Genomic DNA, 26,752 nt, shown 5'->3' with positions numbered 1-26,752 from the left:
CGATGTCGAGTCCCCGTACGCGGCGGCCGACCCTGGCCACCATCGCGCAGGCCGCCGGCGTTTCCTTGCCCACCGTGTCCAAGGTGCTCAACGGCAAGGACGACGTGGCCGCCGAGACCCGGGCGCGCGTGCGCAGGCTGCTGGAGGAGCACGCCTACGTCCCCGTGGGCTCGCGGCGCGCGGCCACCGACACCATCGTGGTCGACCTGGTCTTCACCGCCCTGGACAGCCCGTGGGCGGTGGAGATAATCCGCGGCGTGGTCGAGTCCGGCGTCGAGCCGGTCGTCTCGGCCATGTCCAGCGGCAAGGACTGGGCGTCGCGCATCGTGCGGTCGCGGCGGGCAGGCGCGCTGCTGGTCACCTCGGAGCTGACCAAGGCCGACCTGCGCCTGCTGGAGCGCGCCAGGGTCCCGCTCGTCGTGGTCGACCCGGCCGACCTGCCCAGCCCCGACATCCCCAGCGTCGGCGCGACGAACTGGGCGGGCGGCCTCGCCGCCACCGAGCACCTGCTGGACCTCGGCCACCGGCGCATCGCCGTCATCGGCGGCCCGTTCGGCTTCCTGTGCAGCAAGGCGCGCATAGACGGATACCGCACCGCCCTGGAGCGCGCGGGCATCGCCGTGGACCCGTCCCTGGTCCGCCACGGCGACTTCCACCACGAGAGCGGCTACCGCCACGCCCTGGAGCTGCTGGCCCTGCCGTCGCCGCCGACCGCGATCTTCGCCGGGAACGACGAGCAGGCGCTCGGCGTCATCGAAGCCGCCCGCGGCCTCGGCCTGGACGTGCCCGGCGCGCTGAGCGTCGTCGGCTTCGACGACCTGCCGGTGGCCCGCTGGTCGGCCCCGCCGCTGACCACGGTGCGCCAGCCGCTGGCCGAGATGGGCAGGCTCGCCGGGCGCATGCTCGCCGACCTCATCGCGGGCACGCCGCCGCGCAGCCACCGCGTCGAACTCGCCACGCCGCTGGTCGTCAGGGCGACCACGGCGCCGCCCCAGAACTGACCAGCGGAACAACCCCGGCGCGACGGGCACCCCATCCGTCGCGTCGATCCGCGCTGCCCCGAGTAGGAGCCTTGTGACCATCCCCGCCCGCACCAGCGGAGCAGCCTGGGCCGACCCGGCCCGCCCGCTTGACGAGCGGGTTGCGCTGCTCGTCGCCGAGCTGACCCTGGAGGAGAAGCTCGCCCAGCTCGTCGGCGTCTGGGTCGGCGTGTCCGACACCGACGAGGAGGTCGCCCCGGCCCAGCACGAGTTCGCCGAGCCGCTGCCGCCGTGGGACGTGCTGACCCGGCCCGGTCTCGGCCAGCTCACCCGGGTCTTCGGCACCCGTCCGGTCGACCCCGCCGTCGGCGCGAAGGTGCTCGCCGAGACCCAGCGCAGGCTCGTCGCCGGGTCGCGGCACGGCATTCCCGCGGTCGCCCACGAGGAGTGCCTGTCCGGCTTCACCGCCTGGCAGGCCACCGTCTGCCCGACCCCGCTGGCCTGGGGCGCCTCCTTCGACCCCGACGCGGTGGAGCGCATGGCCGCGCTGATCGGCTCCACCATGCGCTCGGTCGGGGTCCACCAGGGGCTCTCCCCGGTGCTGGACGTGGCCCGCGACCCGCGGTGGGGCCGCACCGAGGAGTCCATCGGCGAGGACCCGTACCTGGTCGGGCTCATCGGCTCGGCCTACACCCGGGGCCTGGAGTCCACGGGCCTCGTGGCCACGCTCAAGCACTTCGCCGGCTACTCGGCCTCGCGCGGCGGTCGCAACCACGCGCCCGTCTCCGTCGGCCCCCGCGAGTTCCGCGACGTGCTGCTGCCGCCGTTCGAGATGGCGCTGCGCCTGGGCGGGGCCCGCTCGGTGATGAACTCCTACGCCGCCGTCGACGGCCTGCCGCCCGCGGCCGACCCGACGCTGCTGACCGGCCTGCTGCGCGAGGAGTGGGGCTTCACCGGCGTCGTCGTCGCCGACTACTTCGCGGTGTCCTTCCTGGAGACCATGCACGGCGTGGCCGACTCCCCGGGCGCGGCGGCCGGGCTCGCCCTGGCCGCGGGCATCGACGTCGAGCTGCCCAGCGTGCGCTGCTACGGCGCGCCGCTGGCCGAGCGCGTCCGCTCCGGCGAGGTGTCCGAGGAACTGGTCGACCGGGCCGTGACCAGGGTCCTGCGGCAGAAGGGCGAGCTGGGCCTGCTCGACGCGGACTGGGAGCCGCAGGAGGCCGCCTCGGTCGACCTCGCCCCGCCCGCGCTGCGGGCCGTGGCCGCCGAGCTGGCCGAGAAGTCGGTGGTGCTGCTGGACAACGACGGCACCCTGCCGCTGGCCGCGTCCCCCGGCCGGATCGCCGTGGTCGGGCCCTGCGCCGACGAGGTGCTCTCCCTCTTCGGCTGCTACGCCTTCCCCAACCACGTCGGCACCCAGTACCCCGACGTGCCGCTCGGCGTCGTCGCGCCGACCGCGCTCGCCGCCCTGCGCGCGGAGTTCCCCGACGCGCTGATCACCCACGACCCCGGCTGCCCGGTCGACGCCGACGAGCGCGACGGCATCCCGGCCGCGGTGTCGCTGGCCGCGGCCGCCGACGTCTGCGTGCTCGTCGTCGGCGACCGCTCCGGCCTCTTCGGCAGGGGCACCTCCGGGGAGGGCTGCGACGCCGAGGACCTGACCCTGCCCGGCGCGCAGTCCGCCCTGCTGGAGGCGGTGCTGGAGACCGACACCCCGGTCGTCGTGGTGGTGCTGTCCGGGCGGCCCTACGCGCTGGACGTCTCCGACCGCGCCGCCGCGGTCGTGCAGGCGTTCTTCCCCGGCGAGGCGGGCGGGCCCGCGGTGGCCGCGGTGCTGTCCGGCCGGGTCAACCCCTCCGGCAAGCTGCCCATCCAGATCCCGCTGCGCCCCGGCGGCCAGCCGCACGGCTACTTGCACGCCCGGCTCGACGCCCCCAGCGGCATCACCGCCGCCGACACCACCCCGGCCTACGCCTTCGGCCACGGCCTGTCCTACACCTCCTTCGCCCTGTCCGAGCTGTCGGTGGACACCGACGAAGCGCCCACCGACGGCGAGTTCGCCGTCGAGGTGACCGTGCGCAACACCGGTGACCGCGCGGGAGCCGAGGTGGTCCAGCTCTACCTGCACGACCCGGTCGCCCCGGTGGCCCGGCCGGTGCAGCAGCTCGTCGGCTTCGCCAGGGTCGAGCTGGCCGAGGGCGCCGCGGCCAGGGTGCGGCTGCGCCTGCACGCCGACCGGACCGCCTTCGCCGGGGTGGACGGGCGCCTGGCCGTCGAGCCCGGCGCGCTGGAGCTGAGGGTCGGCACCTCCAGCGACGACCAGCCGCTCACCGCCCGCGTCCGGCTGACCGGCGCCCGGCGCGCCGTCGGCCACGACCGGGTCCTGTCGACGCCCGTCGAGGTCTCACCCGCGCCGGTCGAATAGTCCGGTGTGGACCGAAAGGCCCGGCGTCCGGTCGGGCCTTTCGGCGTCGGAGCGCGCCGCGGCCGGAGAAAAGCTACTCACGAGTGCTCATCCTTTCGGTGAGAATATGGTCACAACGTGCGTGCTACCGATTGGTAGTTGACCAACCTGGCTCGGTGGCAGTAAGCGCATTGCGCCGGACCGCTGGCGCGGCCGGGGCCCAGATAGTCGGAGTCGGGGCGTACCGGCCGGTAGGGGCGGTCGAGAGCGCCCTCATCGCCGAGCGCTTCGGGCGCACGGGCGAATGGGTGCGCGAGCGCACCGGGATCGAGTCGCGGCGGGTCGCCGCGGGCGGGGAGACGACCACCGCGATGGCGGTCGCCGCGGGCCGCCGCGCGGTCGACCACAGTGGACTCGACCCGGCGGGCGTCGAGCTGGTGATCGTCGCGACGTGCAGCGCCGAGGCGCCGCTGCCGGGCCTGGCCGCCGCCGTCGCCTGCCAGGTCGGCGCGGGCGGCGCCGCCGCCTACGACCTCAACGCCGCCTGCGCGGGCTTCTGCTACGCCCTCGGCGTCGCCGCCGACGCGATCCGCGCCGGGTCCGCGCGCGTCGTCCTGGTCGTCGGGACCGAGCGGATGACCTCGCTGGTCGACCCCGCCGACCTCGGCACCAGCATCATCTTCGGCGACGGCGCGGGCGCCGCCGTGCTCACCGCGGCCGACGAGCCGGGCGTCGGCCCGGTCGTGTGGGGCAGCGACGGCTCGGCCGCCGACCTCATCCACATCCCCGACGGCGGGCTCATGCACATGGCGGGCCAAGCCGTGTTCCGCTGGGCCACCACCGAGATCCACCCGATCGCCGTGCAGGCCTGCGAGCGGGCGGGCGTGCGCCCGGCCGACCTCGCCGCGATCATCCCGCACCAGGCCAACCTGCGGATCGTCAAGGCGATCGCGGCCAAGCTCGGCGCACCGGACGCCGTGGTCGCCGCCGACGTGGTCGAGGCGGGCAACACCTCGGCGGCCAGCATCCCGATGGCGATGGACCGGCTGCTCGCCGAGGGCGCGGTGGCCCCCGGCGGGCTGGCCCTGCTGATCGGCTTCGGCGCGGGCCTGACCTACGCCGCCCAGGTCGTGCGGATGCCCGCCAGAGTGCCGGTGCTCGCCTAGCTGTTGGCCCGGATGTAGTCCCGGTACCAGTGGTAGGAGTCCTTCGGCGTGCGGACCTGGGTCCGGTAGTCGATGTGCACGAGGCCGAAGCGCTCGGCGTAGCCCGCGGCCCACTCGAAGTTGTCCGTCGCCGACCAGGCGAAGTAGCCGCGCACGTCGGCACCCGCCGCGATTGCCTCGGCCAGCGCGGCCAGGTGTGACTCGTGGTAGTCGACGCGGGCCTGGTCGGGGACGCGGCCGTCGACCGGGTCGGGGTCGTGGAAGGAGCAGCCGCTCTCGGTGATGTAGACCGGCGGCAGGTCGTCGCCGTAGCGCTCGGTGAACATCAGCACCGTGTCGCGCAGCCCGGAGGGCACGATCGGCCAGCCGAAGTCGGTCTTGGGCGCGTCGATCTCGCGCGGCTCGAAGGGCAGTCCCGCCGGCAGCAGCGCGCCCTCGACCTGCACCTCCTTGCCGGTCGGTGCGCCCACCACCGTGGGCTGGTAGTAGTTCACGCCGTAGAAGTCCAGCGGCTCGCTGATGACCTTCAGGTCGGCGGCGACCGGGCCGGGCATCGCCGCGGCCAGCTCCGGCACCGGGTACTCCCCGCGCAGGATCGGGTCGGAGAACAGCCAGTTGACCAGCGTGCGGTAGCTGTCGGCGGCGTCGACGTCGGCCGGGTCGTCGGAGGCGGGGGAGACCGCGGCGTGGTTGTTGGCGATGCCGATGCCCGAGCAGCCCGCCGCGCGCAGCGCCTGCACGGCCAGGCCGTGGCCGAGCAGCTGGTGGTGCACCGTCGGCAGCGCCTCGAAGCCGAGCGTGCGGCCCGGCGCGTGGCTGCCCAGCGCGTAGCCGAACATGGTCACCACGACCGGCTCGTTGAGCGGCATCCACAGCGTGACCCGGTCGCCCAGGCGCTCGGCGACCACGGCGGCGTACTCGGCGAAGCGGTGCGGGGTGTCGCGGTCGAGCCAGCCGCCCGCGTCCTCCAGGTGCTGGGGCAGGTCCCAGTGGAACAGTGTGACCGCGGGGGCGATGCCCGCGCCGACCAGCTCGTCGACCAGGCGGTCGTAGAAGTCCAGCCCCGCCGGGTTGACCTCGCCCGCGGGCACCACCCTCGGCCAGGCCACCGAGAACCGGTACGCGCCGACGCCGAGGTCGCGCAGCAGGGCGACGTCCTCGCGGTAGCGGTGGTAGTGGTCGCAGGCGACCCTGCCGGTGTCACCGTCGCGGACGACCCCCGGGCGCGCGGTGAAGGTGTCCCACACCGAGACCCCGCGCCCGTCCTCGTCCACGGCTCCCTCCACCTGGTAAGCCGCGGACGCGGCACCCCACAGGAAGCCTTCGGGAAACATTCGACCACTCCTCATCGGACGGAACGGATGCGGAACACCAGCACGGCCCCCAGCAGGCCGACCGCGGCGGCCACCGAGTACAGCACCGGGTAGCCGCCGAGCGAGCGCACCACCGGCGCGGCGATCGCCGGGGCGAGCACCTGCGGCAGCGTGTTGGCGATGTTGACCAGGCCGAGGTCCTTGCCCCGGTCGGCGTCGGCGGGCAGCACCTGGGTCACCAGGGCGAAGTCGACGGCGGTGTAGGCGCCGAACCCGACACCGAGCACCAGCGCCGCGACGACCGCCCCCGGCCAGGTCGGCGAGAGCGCCAGCAGCACCGACGCCGCGGCCATCACCGACCCGGACACCGCGACGAACACCCGCCGCGAGCCCGCCCTGTCCGACCACGCCCCGGCCAGCACCACGGTGGCGACCAGCGCCAGCGCGTACAGCGCGGTCAGGATGAAGACGCCGCCGTCGGGGTCGTCCAGGCCGACCGCGTCGTCCAGGAAGTACAGCAGGTAGAGCAGGGCGATGGCGTTGCCCAGGTTCATCAGGAAGCGGGTCAGCCAGGCCCAGCCGAAGTCGGGGTAGCGGCGGGGGTTGATGACGAAGCCGCGCAGCAGCGGGCCGCTCGGGCACTCCAGCGCCGGGTCCTCGCGGGTCAGCGCGAACGGCAGCGCGCCCAGCACGACCACCGCCGCGCAGACCAGGTAGCCGCCCGCGATGGTGCCGCCCGCGATCGCCAGGCCGGTCCCGGCCATCACCCCGACGGTCTGGGCCAGGCCGAACCAGCCGCCGACCACGCCCCGCCGCGACACCGGAACCTGGTCCGGGATCGCCGCGCTGAGCGCGGCCAGCGGCGCGTTGAGGGCGATCTGCACCAGGCACCACCCGATGATCATGCCCGTGGTCGACGCCGCCTGCGACAGCACGGCCAGACCGCCCGCCCCGGCCAGCGAGCCGCCGACCACCCACGGCGTGCGCCGCCCCCACCGCCCGGTGGTGCGGTCCGACAGCGCGCCCCACACCGGGTTGGCGACCATCGAGCAGATCGCCCCCAGTGCGGCGACCAGGGCGAGCAGGTTCTCCTTCGACAGCGGCGCGATCATGTCGGCCTGCTTGGCGAGCAGGATCTGCAGCGGCCCGTACCACCCGACGAACGTGCCGACGGTGGTCAGGACGAGCGCGGCGGTCCACCGCGCGGACACCTCACGCCCGACGGCCTGCGTCTCCACGGCGACCCCTAAAAATGAACGAAGTTCGCGTCAGCATACGAACTCCGCCGGTCGCTCCGATAGCCCCAACAGCCATTCCACCGCCTGCTCGCACCGCAGCGCCGCGACCCCGTCCTCCAGCACCGCGCCCGGCGGCCGCGGCCCGGTCAGCACCAGCTTCTCGGCGATGCGCGCCACCACCGCCCGGTCCGGCCCCGCCACCCACGGCGCCCCCTGGTGCTCCGGCTCCGTCCACGTCCCGCGCTCGCCCGCCAGCACCAGCGTCGGCACGCCGAGCGCGGCGGCCTGCTCGACCAGCGGCCCCGGGTCCGACACCGCCGCGCTGGCCACCGCGAGCAGCCCCAGCAGGTCCGGCTGCGCCAGCGGGTCGGTCACCACCACCCGCACCAGCCGCCCCAGCATGTCCTCGGCCAGCGCCCGCAGCCCGCTCTCGCGCGGCGCGGGCAGCACCACCTCAAGGTCCGGCGTCGCCAGCACCAGGTCGCACACCGCGTGCAACACCCTGGCGAAGGTCTCCGCCCGGTGCCGGTCCGGGTCCAGGCAGACCACCGCGACCCGACCGTCCCCCCGCGCCGCCACCGCCTCCAGCTCCGCGAACGGCGAACACGCCCGCCGCGCCAACGCCAACCGCGCCGCGTCCACCGCCGTGCTCCCCACCGTGAGCACGGTGCGCCCGGAGTGCGCCTCCTCGGCCAGGTTGGCGCTCGCCTCGGCCGTCGTCGTCAGGTGCAGCGACGCCACCTGCGCGATGAGCCTGCGGTGCCCCTCCTCGGGGAACGGCGCGGTGAGGTCGTGCGAGCGGACCCCGGCGTCGAGGTGCACCACCGGCGTGCGCCGCCAGAACGCCGCCATCGCCGCCCCGAACGCCACCGCGGAATCCCCGGCCACCACCACGGCGTCGGCGGCGCTGTCGGCGAAGAGCCTGTCCAAAGCGGACATGAGCGCCGGCGCGGACAGAAGAGTGGGGCCCTCCAGCGGAATCACCGCGTCAGGGGGCGCCCCGAGCGCGGCGAGCGCGTCGGCGGCGGCGGGTCCGCACGCCGTCACCACGACCCGCACCCGCCGACTTTCCCGCAACCGCAACGCCAACGGCGAGAGCCGGACCGCGCCGGCCCCCTCGCCCGCGACCAGGCAGACGACGGGCTCGCTGTCGGGCCGTGTCTGCGCGGGTAGGGGAACCAGCGTGCACCGGGCCATCGGCTCCCCCTTCCGTCCGCCCCGAAGCTACCCCCGCCGAGCCGGTCTCGCAGCCGACACGCCGTCGCGCCTACCCAGCCGGGCGGGGCGCCGGGAGCACGCTCCTATCGCGACTCACCCGGGCGCGACGAGCGCAGCCGGGTCGCGTACACCGCCGCCTCGGTCCGGCGGTCGAAGCCCAGCTTGTGCAACAGCGTCGAGACGTAGTTCTTCACCGTCTTCTCCGCCAGGTACAGCTGCATGGCGATCTGGCGGTTCGTCATCCCCTCGGCGATCAGGTCCAGGATCTTGCGCTCCTGCGGGCTCAGTGTCGCGTAGCGGGGGTCCTCCACCCGCCCGGCCCGCAGCCGGTCCAGCACCGTCGCGGTCACCCCCGCGTCCAGCAGCGACCCCCCGCCCGCCAGCGTCCGCACCGCCGACACCAGGTCGTTCCCGCTGACCTGCTTGAGCATGTACCCGGCCGCTCCCGCCATGATCGCCCCGAACAGCGCCTCGTCGTCGGAGAACGAGGTCAGCATCAGGCACGCGGGCGGCGGGGTCACCGAGGACCGCAGGTCCCGGCAGACCGTCACCCCTTCCCCGTCCGGCAGGCGCACGTCCAGGACGGCCACCTGGGGGCGCAGCGCCGGGACCCGCGCCAGCGCCTGGGCGGCCGTCGCGGCCTCGCCGACGACGTCGATGTCGGCCTCGGCCTCCAGCAGCTGCCTGAGTCCTCGCCGGACCACCTCGTGGTCGTCGAGGATGAACACCGAGATGCCCATCAGCGCTCCTGTCCGGTCCGGTGCAGCGGGACCTGCCAGTCTATGCGGGTGCCGCGGCCGTCGGGGCTGTCCACCACACAGCGGCCGCCCCAGCGCTCGGCCCGGCGGGCGATGTTGGTCAGCCCGCCGCGGTGGCCGATCCCGGCGGGCAGGCCGGTGCCGTCGTCGCGCACGGTCAGCGAGAGCCGGGTGGCGGTGCGGTCGACCACGACGTTGACCATCACCTGGCCCGCCAGGGCGTGGCGGACCACATTGGACAGGGTTTCGCGCAGGGTGGCGATCAGGTCGAGCTGGACCTCCGGCGGGACGACCGAGTCCAGCGGGCCGTCCAGGCTGACGCTGGGCTCGAAGCCGAGGGTGACGGTGGCCTCGGAGATCACCCGCAGGATGTCCCCGCGCGCGCTCTGCGGGCCGTTGGCGGGCTCCTGCAGGGAGAAGATGCTGCGCCGGATGTCGCGGATCGTGGTGTCGATCTCGCTGACGAACCCGCCCAGCTCGGCGGCCACCGGCGCCCCCGCGCCCCGGCCGAGGGCCTGCATGCCGAGGCCGATGGCGAACAGCCGCTGGATCACCAGATCGTGCAGGTCCCTGGCGATGCGGTCGCGCTCCTCGTAGAGGGCCAGGCGCTGGCGGTCCTGCTGGGCCTCGGCGAACTCGATGGCCAGCGCGGCGTGGGTGGCGTAGCCGCTGATCATGTCGAGGTCGTCGTCGTCGAAGGGGGTGTCGCCGAGGCGCTTGGCGACGATGAGGACGCCGATGGGCCGCGAGCCCGCGCCGAGCGGCACGAACGCGGCGGGGCCGAGCCTGCCGATGCCGGAGCCGAGGATGGAGTAGGTGCGAGCCGAGCGGCGCTCGGTGGCGTCGGCGACGGCCTCGAAGGAGCGGGCGCGGCCGGTGCTGTGCACGTCGCCGGTGATGCTGTCGGTCAGGCCGACGCGGGCGCCGGTCAGCTCGTCGGCCATCAGGCCGACGACGGTGTGCAGGACCATGGTGTCGGCGGTGTGGGGGAGGGCGACTATCGCCAGGACGGCGTCCGGGATCTCCTTGGCCTTGCGGGCCAGCAGGGCCAGGCCGTCCTCGGCGGGCGGGCCGGTGCGCAGCGCGGCGGTGACCTCGGTGGTGGCCCGCAGCCACTCGGCGCGCCGGTGGCCGCGCTCGTGGCGGTGGGCGTTGCCCAGGGCGTTGCCCGCCGCGGTGGCGAGCACGGCGAGGGCGTGCGCGTCGGCGTCGGTGAAGGCGGGTTCATCATCGGTGCGCGCGGCGCGCAGCGTGCCGACCGCGGAGCCCGCCGCGGTGATGTGCTCGATGATGCCGGGGGCCAGTGCGATGTCGGGGCCCGCGGTGGCCCGGTCGGTGATCTCGCCGTCGCGGCCGAGCACGGTCAGCTCGACGCGGGTGGCCCCGGTCAGCGCGGCGGCGGCGGCGACGGTCCGGTCGAGCACGGAGCGCACGCGCAGGTCGCCGCCGATGGCGAGGACGGCGGTCAGCAGGGGGTCGCCCTGCGGTCCCGGCCGGACCGCGATGGCGCCGAGCCCGTTCGCGTCGCGCAGATCGGTGTCCAGCTCGGCCTCCACTCGGCCATCGCGGCCGTCATCGGCCGCACCTGATGGTGGGATCGTTCGCAATCCCCGAACTGATACACCCCCGAGACAATTCCTGCCCCTATCGGGCGAATAAGGTCACAGCGAATGGTGGCTTGCTACCCGAATGGCGGGCAGTCCGGTTGCCGCCTGCCGGATGGCACCGTGCGTCATCCGAACATCACGGCGAGTGCGGATCGGGGGCTTTTGGGAGGAATCCGCCCATCGCGGGCGGTGACTTCCGGCCCTAGCCCCGCCCCGGGCCGCCGGTCGCGGGGCAATCGCGACAATTGCACCCCGGAGTCCGCCTTGGCCCACCCGGAATCAGCGGAAATGCGCGGTCCAGCGGCCCGGCCCGCCGCGCAGAACGAGATGCGATCCGGGGGCGGCGTCGATTCGCCAGAATGCGCGAGCCGGTGCGCCGAGGGCGTGCACGAGCGCGGCCCGCACGACCGCGGGATGGGTCACGGCGGCGACCCTGCGGGCGGGCAGAGGGCGGTCGAGCCAGCCGCCGACCCTGGCCACGACGCAGGCGACGGACTCGCCGCCGGGCGCGCGCTCGGCCGGGTCGGCCAGCCACGCGGCCAGGCCGTCGGCGGGCACCCGGTCGAGCGGCAGGCCGCGCCAGGCGCCCGCGTCGAGGTCGCGCAGGGCCGCGTCCGGGGCGGCGTCGAAGCCGAACAGCGCCGCCGTCTGCGCGCACCGCAGCTCCGGACCGCGCACGGCGGCGTCGACGGTCCTGGGCGGTGCGGCCCGATCGGCGGGCAGCAGCGGCTCATCGGCCGGGAAGGCCGCGGCGCGGGTGGCGGCCGTGGGCAGGTGGGTGATCAGGACCAGGGTGGACGGTGACGTGGGACCCGTCGCCGGTCGGTTCGTTGACACTGCCGCTGAGGCTCCCATACGTTCATCAATCGACCCTGATGGTAGAAGGAAGCCGGTGTGATTCCGGCACGGCCGCGCCACTGTGTGGTCCTTCGCGGACCGCAGTCAGACCCTCTGCCAGCTCTCCCCACGATCCCGGGCCGCGGGTTGCCCGGATGGAGGTCGTCATGACGCATGCCGTCGCCACACCCCTGCCGGTACGCATACCGATCCGCGAGATTCTCCCTTACGCCGTTTTCGTCGGAATCCTCTCGTTGCTGGTGATGTACTTCGTCAGCACGGAGCAGGGCGCGATCGCCCTGTTCGACGGCGCGACCGTCCACGAACTGGTCCACGACGCGCGCCACCTGTTGGGCTTCCCGTGCCACTGACCGAAACCCCTACCCCCACCCCCACCCTCACCGTTCGATCCCTGCTCGTCTGGGGCCTGCTGGCGGGCCTCGTCGGCGGGCTGCTCGCCTTCGGCTTCGCCAGCGCGTTCGGCGAGCCCGCCGTCGAGCGCGCCATCGCCCTGGAGGAGTCGGCGGGCGGGCACTCCCACGGCGCCGATGAGGGCGGCGAGGACGCGGGCCACTCCCACGGCGAGGAAGCCGCCGCGGAGGAGGAGCCGGTCACCCGGGCCTTCCAGGCGACCGGCGGCCTCGGCATCGGCGCGGTCGCCTACGGCCTCGGGCTCGGCGGGCTGTTCGCCATCGCGTTCGCCTTCGCCTACGGCCGCATAGGCAGGCTCTCGCCCAGGGGCACGGCGCTGGCGCTGGCGGGCATCGGCTACACCGCCGTCGTCGTCGTGCCGTTCCTGACCTACCCGGCGAACCCGCCCGCGGTGGGCCAGGAGTCGACCATCGGGGAGCGGACGGCGCTGTACTTCGCCGTCATCGGCCTCTCGCTGGTCGCCGCCGTCCTGGCCGTGGCCGTGGCCAACCGGCTGACGCCCAAGCTCGGCGGGTGGTCTGCCGGAGTCCTGGCGGCGCTGGGCTACGTGGTCCTGGTGACCCTCGTGGCCACGCTGCTGCCGACCTTCCAGGAGGTGCCGGAGGGCTTCCCCGGCGACCTGCTCTGGGAGTTCCGCATCGCCTCGCTGGGCACCTCCGCCGTGCTCTGGGCGGGCATCGCCGTGGTCTTCGGGGTGCTGCTGCACCGGAGCACCGCCAAGCGCTGACCCGACCGCGAACGCCCCCGCGCCCGGCGCGGGGGCGTTCGCGCGTCCTACGGGACGAGCCCGGCCGCGCCCACCAGCTCGCCCGCCGAGCCGATCGGCCAGGTGCGCAGCCACAGCGGGGCATCGATCGCGGAGAACGGCAGGAAACCGTAGGCGCGGGAGTCGTCGGAGACCGGGATGTTGTCGCCGAGCAGCCACACGTGCCCCGGCGGGACGGTCGCCGGGGCGTCCACGCCACCGGTGCCCTCGGCGGTGCAGCACGTCCTGGGCGTGCTGTGCCAGGCGTCCCCGGTTCCCGGCACGGCCAGCGCCAGCCAGGGGCCCGCGCCGCCGGGGCGCACCCGCGCGCGGCCGTCGGCCATCCTGACCTGGTCGCCGGGCATGCCCACGATCCGCTTGACCACCGGGGCGGAGCCCGGGGTCGGGTGGGCGACGACGATGTCCAGCCGCACGGGGGAGTAGTCGCCGGAGAACGGGGCGGTGAGCACCCGGTGGCCGGGTTCGAGCGTGGGCGCCATGCTGCGGCCTTCCACGGTGTACGACAGCGTGTACCCCGCGACCGCGGTGGCGATGGCCGCGACGAGCAGGACGCTCACCGCGACCGCGGTCACGGCGAGTCGCCCGCGGGCCTTGGTCGTCACCGCCGTGATTCTTCCGCGTGCCGACTCAGCCCGGGACACCGCTCCGGCACGCCGCGACGAACTGGGCGACCGCGTCGGGATCGCCCGCCGGGTGGGTGTGCAGGTAGGAGGCGTGCAGGCGCGGCGTGGCGTATCCCTCGCGGACGACCGCGCCGTCCGGTCCGCGCCAGGTCCACGCGGGCCGCTCGCCGTGCGCGGGCTCGGTGCGCGTGCGGTGGAACTCGTGTCCGGTGACCCGCGCGCCCACCCGGTGCAGAGGGGAGTCCGCCGTGGCCACCGCGTCGCGGTAGCCGAGCACCAGGCGCGGCGTCATCACCGCGTCGGCGGGCAGCACGCCGCACATGGGGTGGCCGTCCAAGGTGGCGGAGAGGTAGAGCAGGCCGCCGCACTCGGCGTGCACCGGCACTCCCGCGCGCGCGGCGGCGGCGAGGGCGGCGCGCAGCGGGGCGTTGGCCGACAGCGCGGCGGCGTGCTGCTCGGGGAAGCCGCCCGGCAGCACGATGCCCGCCGTGCCCGGCGGCAGCCGCGCGTCGCGCACCGGGTCGACCACGGCGACGCTCGCCCCGGCCGCCTCCAGCAGCTCCACGTGCTCGGCATAGCCGAAGGTGAACGCCGGGCCGCCCGCCACCGCGATGAGCGCCTCGGGCCCGCGCGCGACCTCCGCGGCCGGGTCCCACGCCGGGCCGTCCAGCGGCGGGGCGCTCGCGGCCAGCTGGACCACCGCCGCCAGGTCCACCGACGAGGCGACCAGCTCGGCCATCGCCGCCACCGCGCCGACCGCGGCGGCCCCGTGCTCGGCGGCGGGCACCAGCCCCAGGTGCCGCGACGGGACGTCCACCGCGCCCGCCCTGCGCAGCGCGCCCAGCACCGGCAGCGCGACCTCGGCGCACGCCGAGCGCAGCACCTGTTCGTGCCGGTCGGAGCCGACCTGGTTGAGCACCACCCCCACCAGGCGCACGCCCGGCCGGAACGAGCGGAAGCCGTGCAGCAGCGCGGCGATGCTGCTGCTCTGCCCGCGCGCGTCGACCACCAGCAGCACCGGCGCGTCGAGCAGCGCGGCCACGTGCGCCGTCGAGCCGAACCCGGTCTCCAGGCGTCCGTCGAAGAGGCCCATCACGCCTTCGACCACCGCGATGTCGGCCCCGCGCGCGCCGTGGCCGAACAGCGGCCTGACCCGCTGCTCGCCGACCAGGTTCGGGTCGAGGTTGCGGCCGGGGCGTCCGGCGGCCAGTGAGTGGTAGCCGGGGTCGATGTAGTCGGGGCCGACCTTGAACGGCGCGACCCGGTGCCCGCGCGCCCGCAGCGCCGCCATCAGCCCGGTCGCCACCGTGGTCTTCCCGCTGCCCGAGGCCGGGGCCGCGATCACGACCCTGGGGGCCGCCCCGGCTACCACTCGATGCCCCTCTGGCCCTTCTGCCCGGCGTCCATCGGGTGCTTGACCTTGGTCATCTCCACCACCAGGTCGGCGGCGTCGACCAGGGCGGGTGGCGCGTCGCGGCCGGTGATGACGACGTGCTGGTGGCCGGGGCGGGCCGACAGGGCCGCCACGACCTCGTCCACGTCGATCCAGCCCCACTTCAGCGGATAGGTGAACTCGTCCAGGACGTAGAGATCGTGCTCCTGGGCGGCGATGCGCCGGGCGATCTCGCGCCAGCCGTCGCGCGCGGCCTCGGCGTGGTCGGTCTCACTGCCCTGCTTGCGCGACCACGACCAGCCCGAGCCCATCTTGTGCCACTGCACCGGACCGCCCTCGCCGGTGCGCTCGTGCAGCCCGCCGAGGGCCAGCAGCGCGTTCTCCTCGCCGACGCGCCACTTGGCCGACTTGACGAACTGGAACACCGCGATGTCCCAGCCCTGGTTCCAGCCGCGCAGCGCCAGCCCGAACGCGGCGGTGGACTTGCCCTTCATCTCCCCGGTGTGCACCACCAGCAGGGGACGGTTGCGGCGCTGCCTGGTGGTCTTGCCGTCGTCGGGGACGGCCTCCGGCCTGCCCTGCGGCACGGTGCCCCCCTCAGGCCGCGCGGGCGGCGCGCACGACGCCCGCGACCGCGTCGGCGGACAGGTCGGCCAGCCGGACCCCGGTGCCGCCGAGCGCGGCGGCGACCCGGTCGGCGAGGCCGAGCCGGACCGGGCCGGACTCGCAGTCCACGACCACGGCGGCGACGCCGTCGGCGGCGAGCAGGCAGGCGGCGCGCACGGCGTCGGCGAGCGGGTCGCCGCCGGGGCGGGCGGCCACGGTGGCCCGGCCGTCGGTGACCAGCACGAGCAGCGCGCGGCGGCGCGGGTCGCGCAGGCGTTCGGCGGCGAGGGCGCGGCGGGCCTTGAGCAGGCCGTCGGCCAGCGGGGTGCGCCCGCCGGTGCGCAGGTCGCGCAGCCGGGCCACGGCGGCCTCCACCGACGAGGTCGGCGGCAGCGCCAGCGTCGACTCCGCGCCGCGCAGGGTGATCAGGCCGACCTTGTCGCGGCGCTGGTAGGCGTCGCGCAGCAGCGAGACGACCGCCCCGGTGACCGCGGACATGCGCTTGCGGGCGGCCATCGAGCCGGACGCGTCGACCACGAACAGCACCAGGTTGGACTCCCGGCCCTCCCGGACCGAGCCGCGCAGGTCGTCGGCGCGCAGCTCCAGCGGGCCGCTGCGGCCGCGGGCGCGCTGGTGCGGCGCGGCGGCGGTGACGGTGCCGACCAGGTGCACGCCGGTGCCGCGCCGGGACGCGCGCAGCGTGCGCCCGCCGCCCGCCCGCGAGCGCGAGCGCCTGCCGGGCGCGCCGTCGCCGATGCCCGCGACCTCCAAGCGGCGCGCGGTGAAGCCCGCGTCGGGCGCGCCCGCGCGCTTGCCGTCGCCGTCGCCGCCGCTCGCCCGCGCCTCTGGTGTCTCTTGTGGACTCTCCTGCGCGCCCGGTTCGGTCGGTTCCTCCCGACGGCCCCCACCACCGCCGCCGGGCGGTTCGGGGTCGGGCTCGCGGTCGGCCTCCTCGGCGGCGTCGCGCAGGGCCTGGTCGAGCTGCTTGTCGTCCAGGCCGGGCTCGTCGAACGGGTCGCGCCTGCGCCGGTGCGGCAGCGCCAGGCGCGCGGCGATCTCCACGTCGGCCTCGGTGACCCGGTCCCCGCCGCGCCAGGCGGCGTGCGCGGTGGCGGTGCGCGCCACGACAAGGTCGGCGCGCATGCCGTCGACGTCGAAGGCGGCGCAGAGCGCGGCGATGCGGCGCAGCTCGGAGTCCGGCAGCGCCACCGCGGGCAGCGCGGCACGGGCGGCGGTGATCCGCTCGGCCAGCGCGGCGTCCGCACCGGCCCAGCGCGCGGCGAAGCCGGCCGGGTCGGCCTCGTAGGCGAGCCTGCGCCGGATGACCTCGGCGCGGGTGTCGACCTCGCGCGCGGCGCGCACCTGCACGGTCAGCCCGAACCGGTCGAGCAGCTGCGGGCGCAGCTCGCCCTCCTCCGGGTTCATGGTCCCGACCAGCAGGAACGACGACGCGTGCGCCACCGACACGCCCTCGCGCTCGATGTGCGCGCGGCCCATCGCGGCGGCGTCGAGCAGCAGGTCGACCAAGTGGTCGTGCAGCAGGTTGACCTCGTCGACGTACAGCACCCCGCGGTGCGCGGCGGCCAGCAGGCCCGGCTGGAAGGCGCGCACGCCCTCCTTCAGCGCCCGCTCCAGGTCCAGCGACCCGACCAGCCGGTCCTCGCTGGCCCCGACGGGCAGCTCGACCAGCCGCGCGGGCCTGCTCGCCGCGCCGTCGTGCGGGGCGTCGGGGCAGCGTGGGTCCGGCGCGGCGGGATCGCAGGCGAAGCGGCAGCCGGGGACCACCTCGACCGGGGGCAGCAGCGCCGACAGCGCCCGCACGACCGTCGACTTCGCCGTGCCCTTCTCGCCCCTGACCAGCACGCCGCCGATCCCCGGGTGCACGGCGTTGAGCAGCAGCGCGGTTCTGAGGTCGTCGTGCCCGACCACGGCGGCGAACGGGAACCCGGTCTCGGGCATGCGGCAGTCCTCACTCTCCGGGTCCGCGCCCGGGTCGGTGGCTCGGCTGCGTGGAGCGCCCTGGCTCCCGGCGCCACGGGCGCCGGTCACAGTGGCGGGACCGCACCGGATTCGCACCGGTTTCCCTCGCACACAGCTGGTCTGTCGCATCGTGTCAGACCGGCGCGCGGCGGCCAAGGAGCGGTGGTGTGGATCTCGGCCGCCTGTCGGGGATGCCGTCGCGCGGTTAGCGTGTGCGCCCGTGGTGACCGTGGTGGGGATCGGGGCGGACGGCTGGGCCGGGCTCGGCGCGCCCGCGCGGGCGGCGCTGGAGCGCGCGGAGGTGGTAGTGGGCTCCGCGCGCCAGCTGGCGGGCCTGCCGGTGTCCGCCGAGCGGGTCGCGTGGCCGTCGCCGCTGCTGCCCGCGGTGCCCGGCCTGCTCGCCGAGCACCGCGGCCGGGACCTGTGCGTGCTGGCCAGCGGGGACCCGATGTGGTTCGGCATCGGCGTGGAGCTGGCGCGGCTGGCCGAGGTCGCGGTGATCCCGCACGTGTCGTCGGCGTCGCTGGCCTGTGCCCGGCTGGGCTGGGCGCTGGCGGAGGTGGAGGTCGTCTCCGCCGTCGGCAGGCCGGTCGAGCGCCTGCACGCCGCGCTCCACCCCGGCCGCCGCGTCCTGGTGCTCAGCGCGGGCGCGGACACGCCCGCCGCGGTGGCGGCCCTGCTGCGCGACCGCGGCTTCGGACCGAGCCCGCTGACCGTTCTGTCCTTTTTGGGCGCGCCCGGCGAGCGGGTCGAGACGAGCACCGCGAACGGGTACACCGGTCCCGCGCCCGCGCTGAACGTCGTCGCGGTGCAATGCCGCGCCGCGCCCGGCGCGCGCAGGCTGCCGCGGGCTCCCGGGCTGCCCGACGACGTCTACGAGCACGACGGCCAGATCACCAAGCGCGAGGTCCGCGCGCTCACCCTCGCCGCGCTGGGGCCGGAGCCGGGCGAGCTGCTGTGGGACATCGGCGCGGGGTCGGGCAGCGTGGGCGTCGAATGGCTGCGGACGCACCCGGCCTGCCGGGCGGTCGGGGTCGAGCCTGCGCCCGAGCGCGCGGCGCGGGCCGCCCGCAACGCCGCCGCCCTGGGCGTCCCACACCTGGAGCTGGTCCTCGGGGCGGCGCCGGACGCGCTGGACGGGCTGCCCACCCCGGACGCGGTCTTCGTCGGCGGCGGGGTGACCGCGCCCGGCGTGCTCGACCGGTGCTGGGCGGCGCTGGCACCGGGCGGGCGGCTGGTGGTCAACGCCGTCACGCTGGAGTCGGAGTCGCTGGTGCTCCAGCGGTGGCGGGCTCTCGGCGGGACGCTCACCCGGATCGCGGTCGAGCGCGCCGCGCCGCTCGGCGGGTTCACCGCGTGGCAGCCCCAGCGGGCCATCACCCAGTGGCGCGCGGTCAAGGAGGAGACGTGACCGTCCACTTCGTCGGAGCGGGCCCCGGCGCCGCCGACCTGATCACCGTGCGCGGGCGCGACATCCTCGCCGCCGCGCCGGTCTGCCTGTACGCGGGGGCGCTGGTGCCCGCCGAGCTGCTCGACTTCTGCCCGCCGGAGGCCCGCACGGTCGACACCGCGAACCTCACCCTGGACGAGATCGTCGCCGAGATGGTCGCCGCGCACGCCGAGGGCCACGACGTCGCCCGCCTGCACTCCGGCGACCCGTCGGTGTTCAGCGCGATGGCGGAGCAGATGCGCAGGCTCGACGCCGCGGGTGTGCCGCACGACGTCTGCCCCGGCGTGCCCGCCTTCGCCGCCGCGGCGGCCGCCCTGGGCCGGGAGCTGACCGTCCCGGGTGTCGGCCAGACCGTCATCCTGACCAGGACCGCGGCTCGGGCGACCCCGATGCCGCCGGGGGAGGACCTGGACACCCTGGGCCGCGGCGGCGCGACGATGGTGCTGCACCTGGCCGTCCAGCGCATCGATGAGGTCGTTGCCCAGTTGATCCCCAACTACGGAGCGGACTGCCCGGTCGCGGTGGTGGCGCGCGCGTCCCGCCCGGACGAGCTGGTCCTGCGGGGGAGCCTGGCCACCATCGCCGCGGCCGTGCGCGCCGCGGGGGTGCGCAGGACCGCGGTGATCATCGTCGGCAGGACCCTGGGGTCGGCGGACTTCCTCGACAGCCACCTGTACTCGGCGGCCAGGGTCCGGCCGTGAAGGTGCTCGTGCTCGGCGGCACGGGGGAGGCGCGCGAGTTGGCGGCGGTTCTGCACCCCGCCCACCAGGTCATCACCTCGCTGGCCGGGCGCGTGCGGGACCCGAAGCTGCCCGTCGGGCAGGTCAGGGTCGGCGGGTTCGGCGGACCGGACGCGCTCGCCGAATGGCTGCGGGACAATGGGATCGACGCCGTGGTGGACGCGACCCACCCCTTCGCCGAGCGGATCAGCGCGTCGGCGGCGCGGGCGGCCGGGGTCGCCGGAGTGCCGGTGGTGCTGCTGCGCAGACCCGGCTGGACCGAGCGGCCGGGGGACCGGTGGGTGCGCGTGCCCGACCTGGCGGCCGCGGCGGCCGGGCTGCCCGGCGACCGGGTGTTCCTGACGACCGGCCGACAGGGGCTCGCCGCGTTCGCGGGGTGCCCGCAGCGCTTCCTCATCCGGTGCGTCGACCCGCCCGAGGGTCCGCTGCCCGCCGACGCCGAGGTCGTCCTGGCGCGCGGTCCGTACACGGTGGACGGCGAGGTCGACATCATGGCGCGCCACCGGATCGACGTGCTGGTGACCAAGGACAGCGGCGGCCCGATGACCGCGGCCAAGCTCGACGCCGCCCGGGTGCTCGGCGTGGCCGTGCTCGTGGTGGAGCGGCCCCGCCCGCCGGACGTGCCGGTGGTCGAGGACGTCGCCGCCGCGCTGGCCTGGCTGCGGACGTAGGAGGGGCCCGGCTCGGGCGGCGAGCCGGGCCCCTATGCGGGCGCGCGTCGATGCGTCAGTTGCAGAGCGCGCCGTTGAGCGTGTGGCTGCTGGTCGACGGCGCGCTGCCCGTGCCGTTGTAGCCGACCGTGACCGTGGCGTTGGCGCCGAGGTTGCCGTTCCAGGCGGCGTTGGTCACCCGGACCTTGCCGCCGGCGGCCGACCAGGTGCCGTTCCAGCCGTTGCTGACCGAGACGCCGGGGGCGGAGAACTCCACGGCCCAGGACGACAGCGCGGAGCCGCCATTGGTGATCGAGACCTCGGCGGTGAAGCCGCCGCTCCAGGAGTTGACGACCCGGTGGGCGATCCGGCAGGAGCCCGACGGCGGCGGGGTCGTGGTGGTCGTGGAGGTGGTCGTGGTCGTCGGGCGGGTGGTGGTCGACACCGGCGGTGCGGCCATGGCCAGCTCGTAGGCGCGCTGCGGGACGAACTGGCCCGCCGCCGCGATGCAGCCGTCCGCCTCGCCGGGCAGCTTCACCCACAGGAAGGCCGCGATCTGGGAGTCGCCGGTCTGGGTCGTGCTGGGCACGCCGATCGCGCGGCCCGCCGGGTCGCACCATTCCTCGCCCAGCGGGCCGTTGCCGTTGCGGCTGGTGTCGATCACGGCCCTGAGGCGGGAGTCGCCCAGCTGGTTCAGGACCTGCTTGGCGTAGGGCACGGTCTCGGAGTTGGCACGGTAGTTCGACACGTTGATCGAGATGCCGTCAGCGCTGTTGGACACGTCTGCCGCGCGCAGCCGGTTGGCGGCCTCGCCCGGGGTCAGCCAGGCCGAGTTGCCGATGTCGAAGTAGACCCTGGCCTGCGCGGAGCCCGCCTTGAGCTTCTTGCCCGCGTAGGCCATCGAAGCGCGGGTCTGGGACTGCTGGTCGGCGTTCTGGCAGTTGCTCATCAGGGGCAGCACGTCGGGTTCGAGCACGATGTAGGCCGGTCGGTTGCCCAGGCCCGCGGCGACCTGGTCGACCCAGGCGCGGTAGGCGTCGTGGCTGGGCGCCCCGCCGCCGCTGGCCCCGCCGCAGTCGCGGTTGGGGATGTTGTAGACAACCATGATCGGGATCTTGCCCGCGGCTGCCGACGCCCCGACGAAGGAGCTGACCTGGGCGCGCACCTCGCTGGTGTTGGTCGTGGTGAACCACCTGGCCTGCGGGACCGAGGCGATCCGGTCGCGGATCACCGCGGCGCGGCTGTCGCCCGCGTTGGCCGCGGCCCAGCGGGCGGCCGAGGTGTCCGGCACGACGTAGAACTCCGACTCCGCTGCTCCCGCGGGCGGCGCGGTGAGGGCGACCGCGGTCGCGGCGATGGCCGCGGCGGCGGCCAGCGCGCCTGCGGCGAACGTGGCGCGCCGGGACCGGCGGGCGGGCGGGGACACGGGTGTGGCAGGGGGCACGGTCGACTCCGGTTTCTCGGCGGTGAGACGCTGGGAGCGCTCCCAGTTTACGAGTGGACGTAGGTCTTGTGAACCCCCCGCGCTGAATCGATCACTGGCCGTCCAGGTGCGCCGCTATCCCGTCGAGGACCCGCTGCAGGCCGAAGTCGAACCCGTCGCCCGCGAACGCCCCCGCCGCGGCCACCGCGGTCATGGCCGGGAACCGCGCCGGGGTGACGTAGGCGTTGACGATGGCCTCCTTGTCGGCCCACCACTCGACCTCGGTCATCCCGCTGCGCGCCGAGGCCTGCTGGGTGTCGACGGAGATCCAGGCGAGCCCGCGCACGTAGGCGTCCACGAGCAGGTAGACCCCGAGCATGTCCGACTCGGCCAACCCGGCCGCCGCGCCGATGCCGAGCACCGCGTCCATCCTGACCGTCTCGTTGGGGCCCGCCAGCTCGTGCGCGATCGGGGTGCCCAGCAGCCACGGGTGGCGGTGCATGAGGTCCCACAGGCCGTGCGCGTAGGCGGTCAGCTCGACCCGCCAGTCGCCGTCGCGATCGGGCACCGCGACCTCGCCGACGACCTGGTCGCGCATCGCGGCCACCAGGTCGGCCTTGTTCTGCACGTAGGTGTAGAGCGACATGGTGCCCACGCCCAGCCGCTCGGCGACCCGGCGCATCGACAGCTCGGCCAGGCCTGCCTCGTCGGCCAGCTCGATCCCCGCCGCGACGACCGCGTCGGCGGTCAGCCCCGGCCTGCGGCCCCGGGCCGGTTCGCCGGGGGAGCGCCACAGCAGCGACATTGTGCGCGCGGGGTCGCGGCGCTCGGCCTTCTCCGGCATGCGCGCCGCCCTTCGTATCGTGTACGGTACAGTGTACGAGTCGTACGGCGTACTGACCCTAGGAGTGTAGCCATGCGGGTTCAGCGGGTAAGCCTCGCCGCGCAGGTCGCCGACGTGCGCGGCGGTGCCGCGTTCTACACCGAGCACTTCGCGTTCCGGCCGACAATGGTGTGGGACCACGTCGCCAAGCTCGTCCAGCCGGACACCGACTTCGAGCTGGTTCTGCTGCCCGGCGCCGCCCGGGCCGGCGGAGTGATCATCGCCCTGGAGGTCGCCGACGTGCGCGCCGAGGCCGAACGGCTGGCCGCCGCCGGGATCGCCACCGGCCCGGTCCAGGACGAGGAGTGGGGCGAGCGGCTCTGCCAGGTCCGCGACCCCAACGGCCTGACCGTCCAGCTCGTCCAGTGGCTCGGCGAGCGTCCCGCCTGAACCCGCCGACTCCTGGAGAATCCCCGCCCGTGGCGAACATCCCGGCCGACGCGGCCGCCGCCCTGGCCCGCAGCCAGGCGCTTTTCCTGCCCGACGACCCGGCCCGCGCGGGCGTGGTCGCCTTCGTCGGCGCCTTCGACGTGGGCGCGCCCGGCTCGCTGGCCCTGCTCGACCCCGACCCGCGCACCGCTGCCGTCACCCGCATCCCGGTGGCCGACGCCGTCCCGGTGCTCAGCCGCGCCCGCCGCGACCCCGCCGCCGACCCGGCCGCCGCGTTCTGGGGCGCGGCCGTGCTGCTCGCCTTGCACCTGGTCGCGCGCGGACGCGTCCTGCCCGCCCTCAGCCCCTCCGACGCCGACGTCTGGCGGGCAGGCCCCTACGACGACGCCGACACCGCCCGCCTGCGCGAGCTGGCCGAGGCCATGCCCGCCACCGCGCGCGCCGTGCCCGTCGGCGACGGCCTGCTGCCCGACGCGCTGACCCACCTGCGCGCCTTCATCGACGCCGTGGTCGACGGCATGCCGCGCACCGCCGCCGCCGTGAAGGTGGCGGGCGGCCCGCTCTACGCCTCCCGGTCCGCCCACCGCGCGCCCAAGCTGCGCTCGTGGGCCGAGGAGGTCTCCGGCGGGCTCGACGCGGGCGTGCGGGTCTCGCTGCGCGCGGAGGTCCCCGGGGGCGACTACGCCACCGGCGCCTTCCACGTCGTCGTGCAGGCGCACTCGCTGGCCGACCCGGCCGTGGTGCTCGACGCCGAGCGGGTGTGGGCCGGGTCCGCGCTCGGGCGCGGCGCGCGCGTCGAGGTGACCAGGGCGCTGCGCCGCGCGTCGCGGGAGTGGACGCCGCTGGCCCGCCTGCTCGGCCAGCCGGTGCCCGACCGGCTGGTCATCGATGACGCCGAGATCGGCGAGCTGATGGCCGCCGCGCCCCGACTCACCGCGGCCGGTGTGGACGTGCACTGGCCGAGAGAGCTGCTGGGCGGGCTGTCCTCCCGGGTCTCCGTCGGCAGGCCCAGCGGCGGGCTCGGCTCGCCGGTGGAGCTGGACTGGCAGGTGCGCGTCGGCGGCCGGGCGCTGTCCGCCGAGGAGCTGGACCGCATCGCCGACGCGCACCGGCCGCTCGTGCGGCTGCGCGACGGCTGGGTGCTGGTCGACGCCGAGACGCTGCGCCGCGCCCGCGAGCGCGCGCTGAAGCCGGTCGAGGGCATCGCCGCGCTGGGCATGGCGCTGACCGGCGTCACCGAGGTCGACGGCGAGTCCATCGAGGTCGAGCCCGCCGACTGGCTGGCGGAGCTGCGCGCCCGCATCGCCGAGCCGGACACCGGCGGCGAGGCGGTCACCGCCCCGGACGGCCTGGCCGCGACCCTGCGCGACTACCAGCTGCGCGGCCTGCGCTGGCTGGTCAGGATGACCTCGCTGGGCCTCGGCGCGTGCCTGGCCGACGACATGGGCCTCGGCAAGACCATCACCCTGATCTCCCTGCACCTGCACCGGGCCTGCGGCCCGACGCTGGTGGTCTGCCCGGCGTCGCTGCTGGGCAACTGGGAGCGCGAGATCCGCCGCTTCGCCCCCGGCGTGGGGGTGCGGCGCTTCCACGGCGCGGCCCGCGAACTGGCCGACGACGGCTTCGTCCTCACCACCTACGGCACCCTGCGCGCCGACACCGACCGCCTCGCCGGGCACACCTGGGACCTCGTCGTCGCCGACGAGGCCCAGCACGCGAAGAACCCGGCGTCGGCCACCGCGAAGGCGCTGCGCGCGCTGCGCCCCGCCGCCCGCGTCGCGCTCACCGGCACGCCCGTGGAGAACAACCTCACCGAGCTGTGGTCCATCCTGGACTGGACGACCCCCGGCCTGCTCGGCGGCCAGGCCGCCTTCCGCGCCCGCTGGGCCGAGCGCATCGAGGGCGACCGCGACGCCGAGGCCGCCCGCCGCTTCGCCCGGCTCATCGCCCCGTTCCTGCTGCGGCGGCGCAAGTCCGACCCGGGCATCGCCCCCGAGCTGCCGCCCAAGACCGAGACCGACCAGCCGGTGCCGCTCAGCGCCGAGCAGGCCGGGCTCTACACCGCCCTGGTCCGCGAGACCATGGCGCAGATCCGCTCGGCGTCCGGCATGGCCCGCCGCGGCATGGTGATGAAGCTGCTCACCGGCCTCAAGCAGATCTGCAACCACCCGGCGCACTACCTCAAGGACACCACCGGGCCGCTCGCCGGTCGCTCCGGAAAGCTCGACCTGCTCGACGAGCTGGTCGCCACCATCCGCGCCGAGGACGGCGCGGTGCTCGTCTTCACCCAGTACGTGGCCATGGCGCGGCTGATCGAGCGGCGCATGCGCGAGCGCGGCGTGCCGACCGGGTTCCTGCACGGCGGCACCCCGGTGCCCACGCGCGAGGAGCTGGTCGCCGGGTTCACCCGCGGCGACTTCGGCGTCTTCCTGCTCTCCCTCAAGGCGGCGGGCACCGGCCTCAACCTCACCAGCGCCGACCACGTCGTCCACTTCGACCGGTGGTGGAACCCGGCGGTGGAGGACCAGGCCACCGACCGGGCCTACCGGATCGGGCAGACCCGCCCGGTGCAGGTGCACCGGCTGATCGCGGAGGGCACCCTGGAGGACCGCATCGCCACCCTGCTGGCGGGCAAGCGCGAGCTGGCGGAGTCCGTGCTGTCCGGCGGCGAGGCGGCGTTCACCGAACTGACCGACGCGGAGCTCTCCGCGCTGGTGGACCTGCGGGGCGGGGCGTGAGCCGGGCGCGCGGGTTCCCCGCGTTCGGGCCGGTGCGCGGCGCGGGCCGCTTCGCCAGAACGTGGTGGGGCCGGGCCTGGGTCGCCGGCCTGGAGGACAGCGCCCTGGACGGCGAGCAGCTGCGCGTCGGGCGCAAGCTGGCCCGCGCCGGGCACGTCGGGGCGATCACGGCCAGCCCCGGCAGGCTGTCGGCCGTCGTCCACGACCCCGGCGACGACGCCGCGTATCCGACCGCGGTGCGCGTCCCCGAGCTGACCGACGCCGAGTGGGACCGCCTCGCCGCCCAGGTGGGCGCCGAGTCCGGGCACCTGGCCGCACTGCTCGACGGCGAGATGCCGACCGCCCTCGCCGACGCCGCGTCCGCCGTCGACGTGGCGCTGCTGCCCGGCATCGGCGACTTCGACTCCGACTGCGGATGCCCCGGCTGGGAGATGCCCTGCAGGCACGCCGCCGCCGTCGCCTACCAAGCCGCCTGGCTCCTCGACGCCGACCCGTTCGTCCTCCTGCTGCTGCGCGGCCGCGACCGCGACTTCCTCGTGGAGACCGCTCCACCCGGCATACCCGCCACCGCCGCCTTCGCCGACCCGGTCGCCACCCTGCCCGCCCCGCCGGGCGTGCCCGCCGATCGCCCCGCGGCGCTGTCGGTGCCCGCCGCCCCAGGGATCGACCCCGACGCGCTGGCCCTGCTGGCCGCGGACGCCGCGGTGCGGGCCAGGGCGCTGCTGGCCGAGTGTTCGGCCCCGGGCGAGGTGGCGGTGCTGCCCCTGGCGGACGACATCGTGCGCTTCGCCGCCGTCCACCCGACGGCCGAGCCCCGGCTGCGGGGGGCGCGGGCCGACCTCGACCGGGCGGTGGCCGCGTGGCGGCAGGGCGGTCTGGCGGGCCTGCGGGCGCTCGACACGGTGTGGAAGGCGCCGAGGGCCGAACTGGCCAGGGGCGGGGACGCCGCCGGTTCCGTCGCGGAAGCGGCCGTGGAGGTGACGGGCAACCACGTCACCCTCGGCGACGCACAGCTGCGCTACGGCCGCGACGGGCGCTGGTACCCGTACCGACGGCGAGCGAACAACTGGTGGCCATCGGGCCGACCCAACCCAGACGCCGCGGCGGCTCTGTTGGACGCTGGGGGCGTGGTGGAGGGTGGGTGAACGTCATCGGGC

Annotated in this window: 23 protein-coding genes and 1 riboswitch; of the genes, 11 read left to right on the top strand and 12 right to left on the bottom strand. The window is 75.6% G+C overall.

Annotation, left to right across the window (positions count from 1 at the left end; all coding sequences use genetic code 11):
• Positions 1-2: 2 nt before the first annotated feature.
• The 3 genes from ACFPM7_RS20615 (at position 3) to ACFPM7_RS20605 (ending at position 4,550) form a co-directional block, all read left to right on the top strand.
• Positions 3-1,001, top strand: a complete 999-nt coding sequence (locus ACFPM7_RS20615; protein WP_378249308.1) for a LacI family DNA-binding transcriptional regulator — start codon at positions 3-5, stop codon at positions 999-1,001.
• Positions 1,002-1,074: 73 nt separating this feature from the next.
• On the top strand, positions 1,075-3,405 hold the full coding sequence (locus ACFPM7_RS20610) for a beta-xylosidase/alpha-l-arabinosidase (RefSeq protein ID WP_378249307.1): 2,331 nt from the start codon (positions 1,075-1,077) through the stop codon (positions 3,403-3,405).
• Between the two features lie 155 nt (positions 3,406-3,560).
• Positions 3,561-4,550 carry a beta-ketoacyl-ACP synthase 3 gene (locus ACFPM7_RS20605; RefSeq protein ID WP_378249306.1) on the top strand — a complete coding sequence of 330 codons (990 nt, stop codon included), beginning with the start codon at positions 3,561-3,563 and terminating at the stop codon, positions 4,548-4,550.
• Here ACFPM7_RS20605 and ACFPM7_RS20600 read toward each other — a convergent pair.
• The 6 genes from ACFPM7_RS20600 to ACFPM7_RS20575 all read right to left on the bottom strand — a co-directional run bounded on the left by ACFPM7_RS20600 (position 4,547) and on the right by ACFPM7_RS20575 (position 11,521).
• Positions 4,547-5,884 carry a GH1 family beta-glucosidase gene (locus ACFPM7_RS20600; protein WP_378249305.1) on the bottom strand — a complete coding sequence of 446 codons (1,338 nt, stop codon included), beginning with the start codon at positions 5,882-5,884 and terminating at the stop codon, positions 4,547-4,549. The genes ACFPM7_RS20605 and ACFPM7_RS20600 overlap by 4 nt on opposite strands.
• Before the next feature lie 11 nt (positions 5,885-5,895).
• Entirely contained in the window at positions 5,896-7,101 is a 1,206-nt protein-coding gene (locus tag ACFPM7_RS20595) for an MFS transporter (protein ID WP_378249304.1), read from the bottom strand.
• A 30-nt stretch (positions 7,102-7,131) separates the two neighbouring features.
• The gene (locus ACFPM7_RS20590; protein ID WP_378249303.1) at positions 7,132-8,298 is read right to left on the bottom strand and encodes a UDP-N-acetylglucosamine 2-epimerase; all 1,167 of its coding nucleotides are present in this window, start codon (positions 8,296-8,298) and stop codon (positions 7,132-7,134) included.
• Between the two features lie 104 nt (positions 8,299-8,402).
• Complete coding sequence (locus ACFPM7_RS20585; RefSeq protein ID WP_378249302.1) at positions 8,403-9,059, bottom strand: response regulator; 657 nt, start codon at positions 9,057-9,059, stop codon at positions 8,403-8,405.
• Complete coding sequence (locus tag ACFPM7_RS20580) at positions 9,059-10,633, bottom strand: GAF domain-containing sensor histidine kinase (RefSeq protein ID WP_378249301.1); 1,575 nt, start codon at positions 10,631-10,633, stop codon at positions 9,059-9,061. Before ACFPM7_RS20580 ends, ACFPM7_RS20585 begins: the two co-directional genes overlap by 1 nt.
• A 330-nt stretch (positions 10,634-10,963) precedes the next feature.
• Complete coding sequence (locus ACFPM7_RS20575; RefSeq protein WP_378249300.1) at positions 10,964-11,521, bottom strand: histidine phosphatase family protein; 558 nt, start codon at positions 11,519-11,521, stop codon at positions 10,964-10,966.
• Between the two features lie 167 nt (positions 11,522-11,688).
• Here ACFPM7_RS20575 and ACFPM7_RS20570 point away from each other — a divergent pair, with 167 nt between their 5' ends.
• Together ACFPM7_RS20570 and ACFPM7_RS20565 are read left to right on the top strand one after the other, a co-directional pair.
• Positions 11,689-11,892: a CbtB domain-containing protein gene (locus tag ACFPM7_RS20570; protein ID WP_378249299.1), complete on the top strand. Its 204-nt coding sequence runs from the start codon at positions 11,689-11,691 to the stop codon at positions 11,890-11,892.
• Positions 11,883-12,680, top strand: a complete 798-nt coding sequence (locus ACFPM7_RS20565; RefSeq protein ID WP_378249298.1) for a CbtA family protein — start codon at positions 11,883-11,885, stop codon at positions 12,678-12,680. Before ACFPM7_RS20570 ends, ACFPM7_RS20565 begins: the two co-directional genes overlap by 10 nt.
• A gap of 47 nt (positions 12,681-12,727) precedes the next feature.
• On the opposite strand, the gene lepB is transcribed toward ACFPM7_RS20565, so the two are convergent.
• From lepB to ACFPM7_RS20545, 4 genes are read right to left on the bottom strand one after another with little or no spacing between them, the layout of a single operon-like run.
• Positions 12,728-13,321 (bottom strand): signal peptidase I, encoded by a 594-nt coding sequence (gene lepB, locus ACFPM7_RS20560; protein WP_378249297.1) that lies wholly within the window; start codon positions 13,319-13,321, stop codon positions 12,728-12,730.
• A 25-nt stretch (positions 13,322-13,346) separates the two neighbouring features.
• Entirely contained in the window at positions 13,347-14,714 is a 1,368-nt protein-coding gene (locus tag ACFPM7_RS20555; RefSeq protein ID WP_378249296.1) for a cobyrinate a,c-diamide synthase, read from the bottom strand.
• Positions 14,708-15,322 carry a cob(I)yrinic acid a,c-diamide adenosyltransferase gene (gene cobO, locus ACFPM7_RS20550; RefSeq protein ID WP_378249295.1) on the bottom strand — a complete coding sequence of 205 codons (615 nt, stop codon included), beginning with the start codon at positions 15,320-15,322 and terminating at the stop codon, positions 14,708-14,710. Before cobO ends, ACFPM7_RS20555 begins: the two co-directional genes overlap by 7 nt.
• A gap of 10 nt (positions 15,323-15,332) precedes the next feature.
• On the bottom strand, positions 15,333-17,300 hold the full coding sequence (locus tag ACFPM7_RS20545; protein WP_378249294.1) for a putative cobaltochelatase: 1,968 nt from the start codon (positions 17,298-17,300) through the stop codon (positions 15,333-15,335).
• A gap of 55 nt (positions 17,301-17,355) precedes the next feature.
• Positions 17,356-17,425: riboswitch (cobalamin riboswitch) on the bottom strand.
• A gap of 116 nt (positions 17,426-17,541) precedes the next feature.
• Here ACFPM7_RS20545 and cbiE point away from each other — a divergent pair.
• The 3 genes from cbiE to ACFPM7_RS20530 are packed head-to-tail and all read left to right on the top strand — an operon-like array spanning position 17,542 to position 20,182.
• Positions 17,542-18,732, top strand: coding sequence for a precorrin-6y C5,15-methyltransferase (decarboxylating) subunit CbiE (cbiE, locus tag ACFPM7_RS20540; protein ID WP_378249293.1), 1,191 nt, complete (start codon positions 17,542-17,544; stop codon positions 18,730-18,732).
• Positions 18,729-19,472, top strand: coding sequence for a precorrin-4 C(11)-methyltransferase (gene cobM, locus ACFPM7_RS20535; RefSeq protein ID WP_378249292.1), 744 nt, complete (start codon positions 18,729-18,731; stop codon positions 19,470-19,472). The genes cbiE and cobM overlap by 4 nt, the downstream gene beginning before the upstream one ends.
• Positions 19,469-20,182 (top strand): cobalt-precorrin-6A reductase, encoded by a 714-nt coding sequence (locus ACFPM7_RS20530; RefSeq protein ID WP_378249291.1) that lies wholly within the window; start codon positions 19,469-19,471, stop codon positions 20,180-20,182. Before cobM ends, ACFPM7_RS20530 begins: the two co-directional genes overlap by 4 nt.
• A 55-nt stretch (positions 20,183-20,237) precedes the next feature.
• Here ACFPM7_RS20530 and ACFPM7_RS20525 read toward each other — a convergent pair whose 3' ends face one another.
• Positions 20,238-21,605 (bottom strand): glycoside hydrolase family 6 protein, encoded by a 1,368-nt coding sequence (locus ACFPM7_RS20525; protein WP_378249290.1) that lies wholly within the window; start codon positions 21,603-21,605, stop codon positions 20,238-20,240.
• 91 nt (positions 21,606-21,696) lie between these two features.
• Positions 21,697-22,428 carry a TetR/AcrR family transcriptional regulator gene (locus tag ACFPM7_RS20520; protein WP_378249289.1) on the bottom strand — a complete coding sequence of 244 codons (732 nt, stop codon included), beginning with the start codon at positions 22,426-22,428 and terminating at the stop codon, positions 21,697-21,699.
• A 72-nt stretch (positions 22,429-22,500) separates the two neighbouring features.
• Here ACFPM7_RS20520 and ACFPM7_RS20515 point away from each other — a divergent pair, with 72 nt between their 5' ends.
• The 3 genes from ACFPM7_RS20515 to ACFPM7_RS20505 are packed head-to-tail and all read left to right on the top strand — an operon-like array spanning position 22,501 to position 26,740.
• Positions 22,501-22,857, top strand: a complete 357-nt coding sequence (locus tag ACFPM7_RS20515) for a VOC family protein (protein WP_378249288.1) — start codon at positions 22,501-22,503, stop codon at positions 22,855-22,857.
• A 29-nt stretch (positions 22,858-22,886) separates the two neighbouring features.
• The gene (locus tag ACFPM7_RS20510; protein WP_378249287.1) at positions 22,887-25,595 is read left to right on the top strand and encodes a DEAD/DEAH box helicase; all 2,709 of its coding nucleotides are present in this window, start codon (positions 22,887-22,889) and stop codon (positions 25,593-25,595) included.
• Positions 25,592-26,740, top strand: a complete 1,149-nt coding sequence (locus ACFPM7_RS20505; RefSeq protein WP_378249286.1) for an SWIM zinc finger family protein — start codon at positions 25,592-25,594, stop codon at positions 26,738-26,740. Before ACFPM7_RS20510 ends, ACFPM7_RS20505 begins: the two co-directional genes overlap by 4 nt.
• Positions 26,741-26,752: the final 12 nt, after the last annotated feature.

Source organism: Actinokineospora guangxiensis, from assembly GCF_042657845.1.
In the GTDB taxonomy this organism is placed as follows: Bacteria; Actinomycetota; Actinomycetes; order Mycobacteriales; family Pseudonocardiaceae; genus Actinokineospora; species Actinokineospora guangxiensis.
Note: the sequence above shows the minus strand (reverse complement) of the source record. Positions and strands in the feature narration are given on the sequence as shown.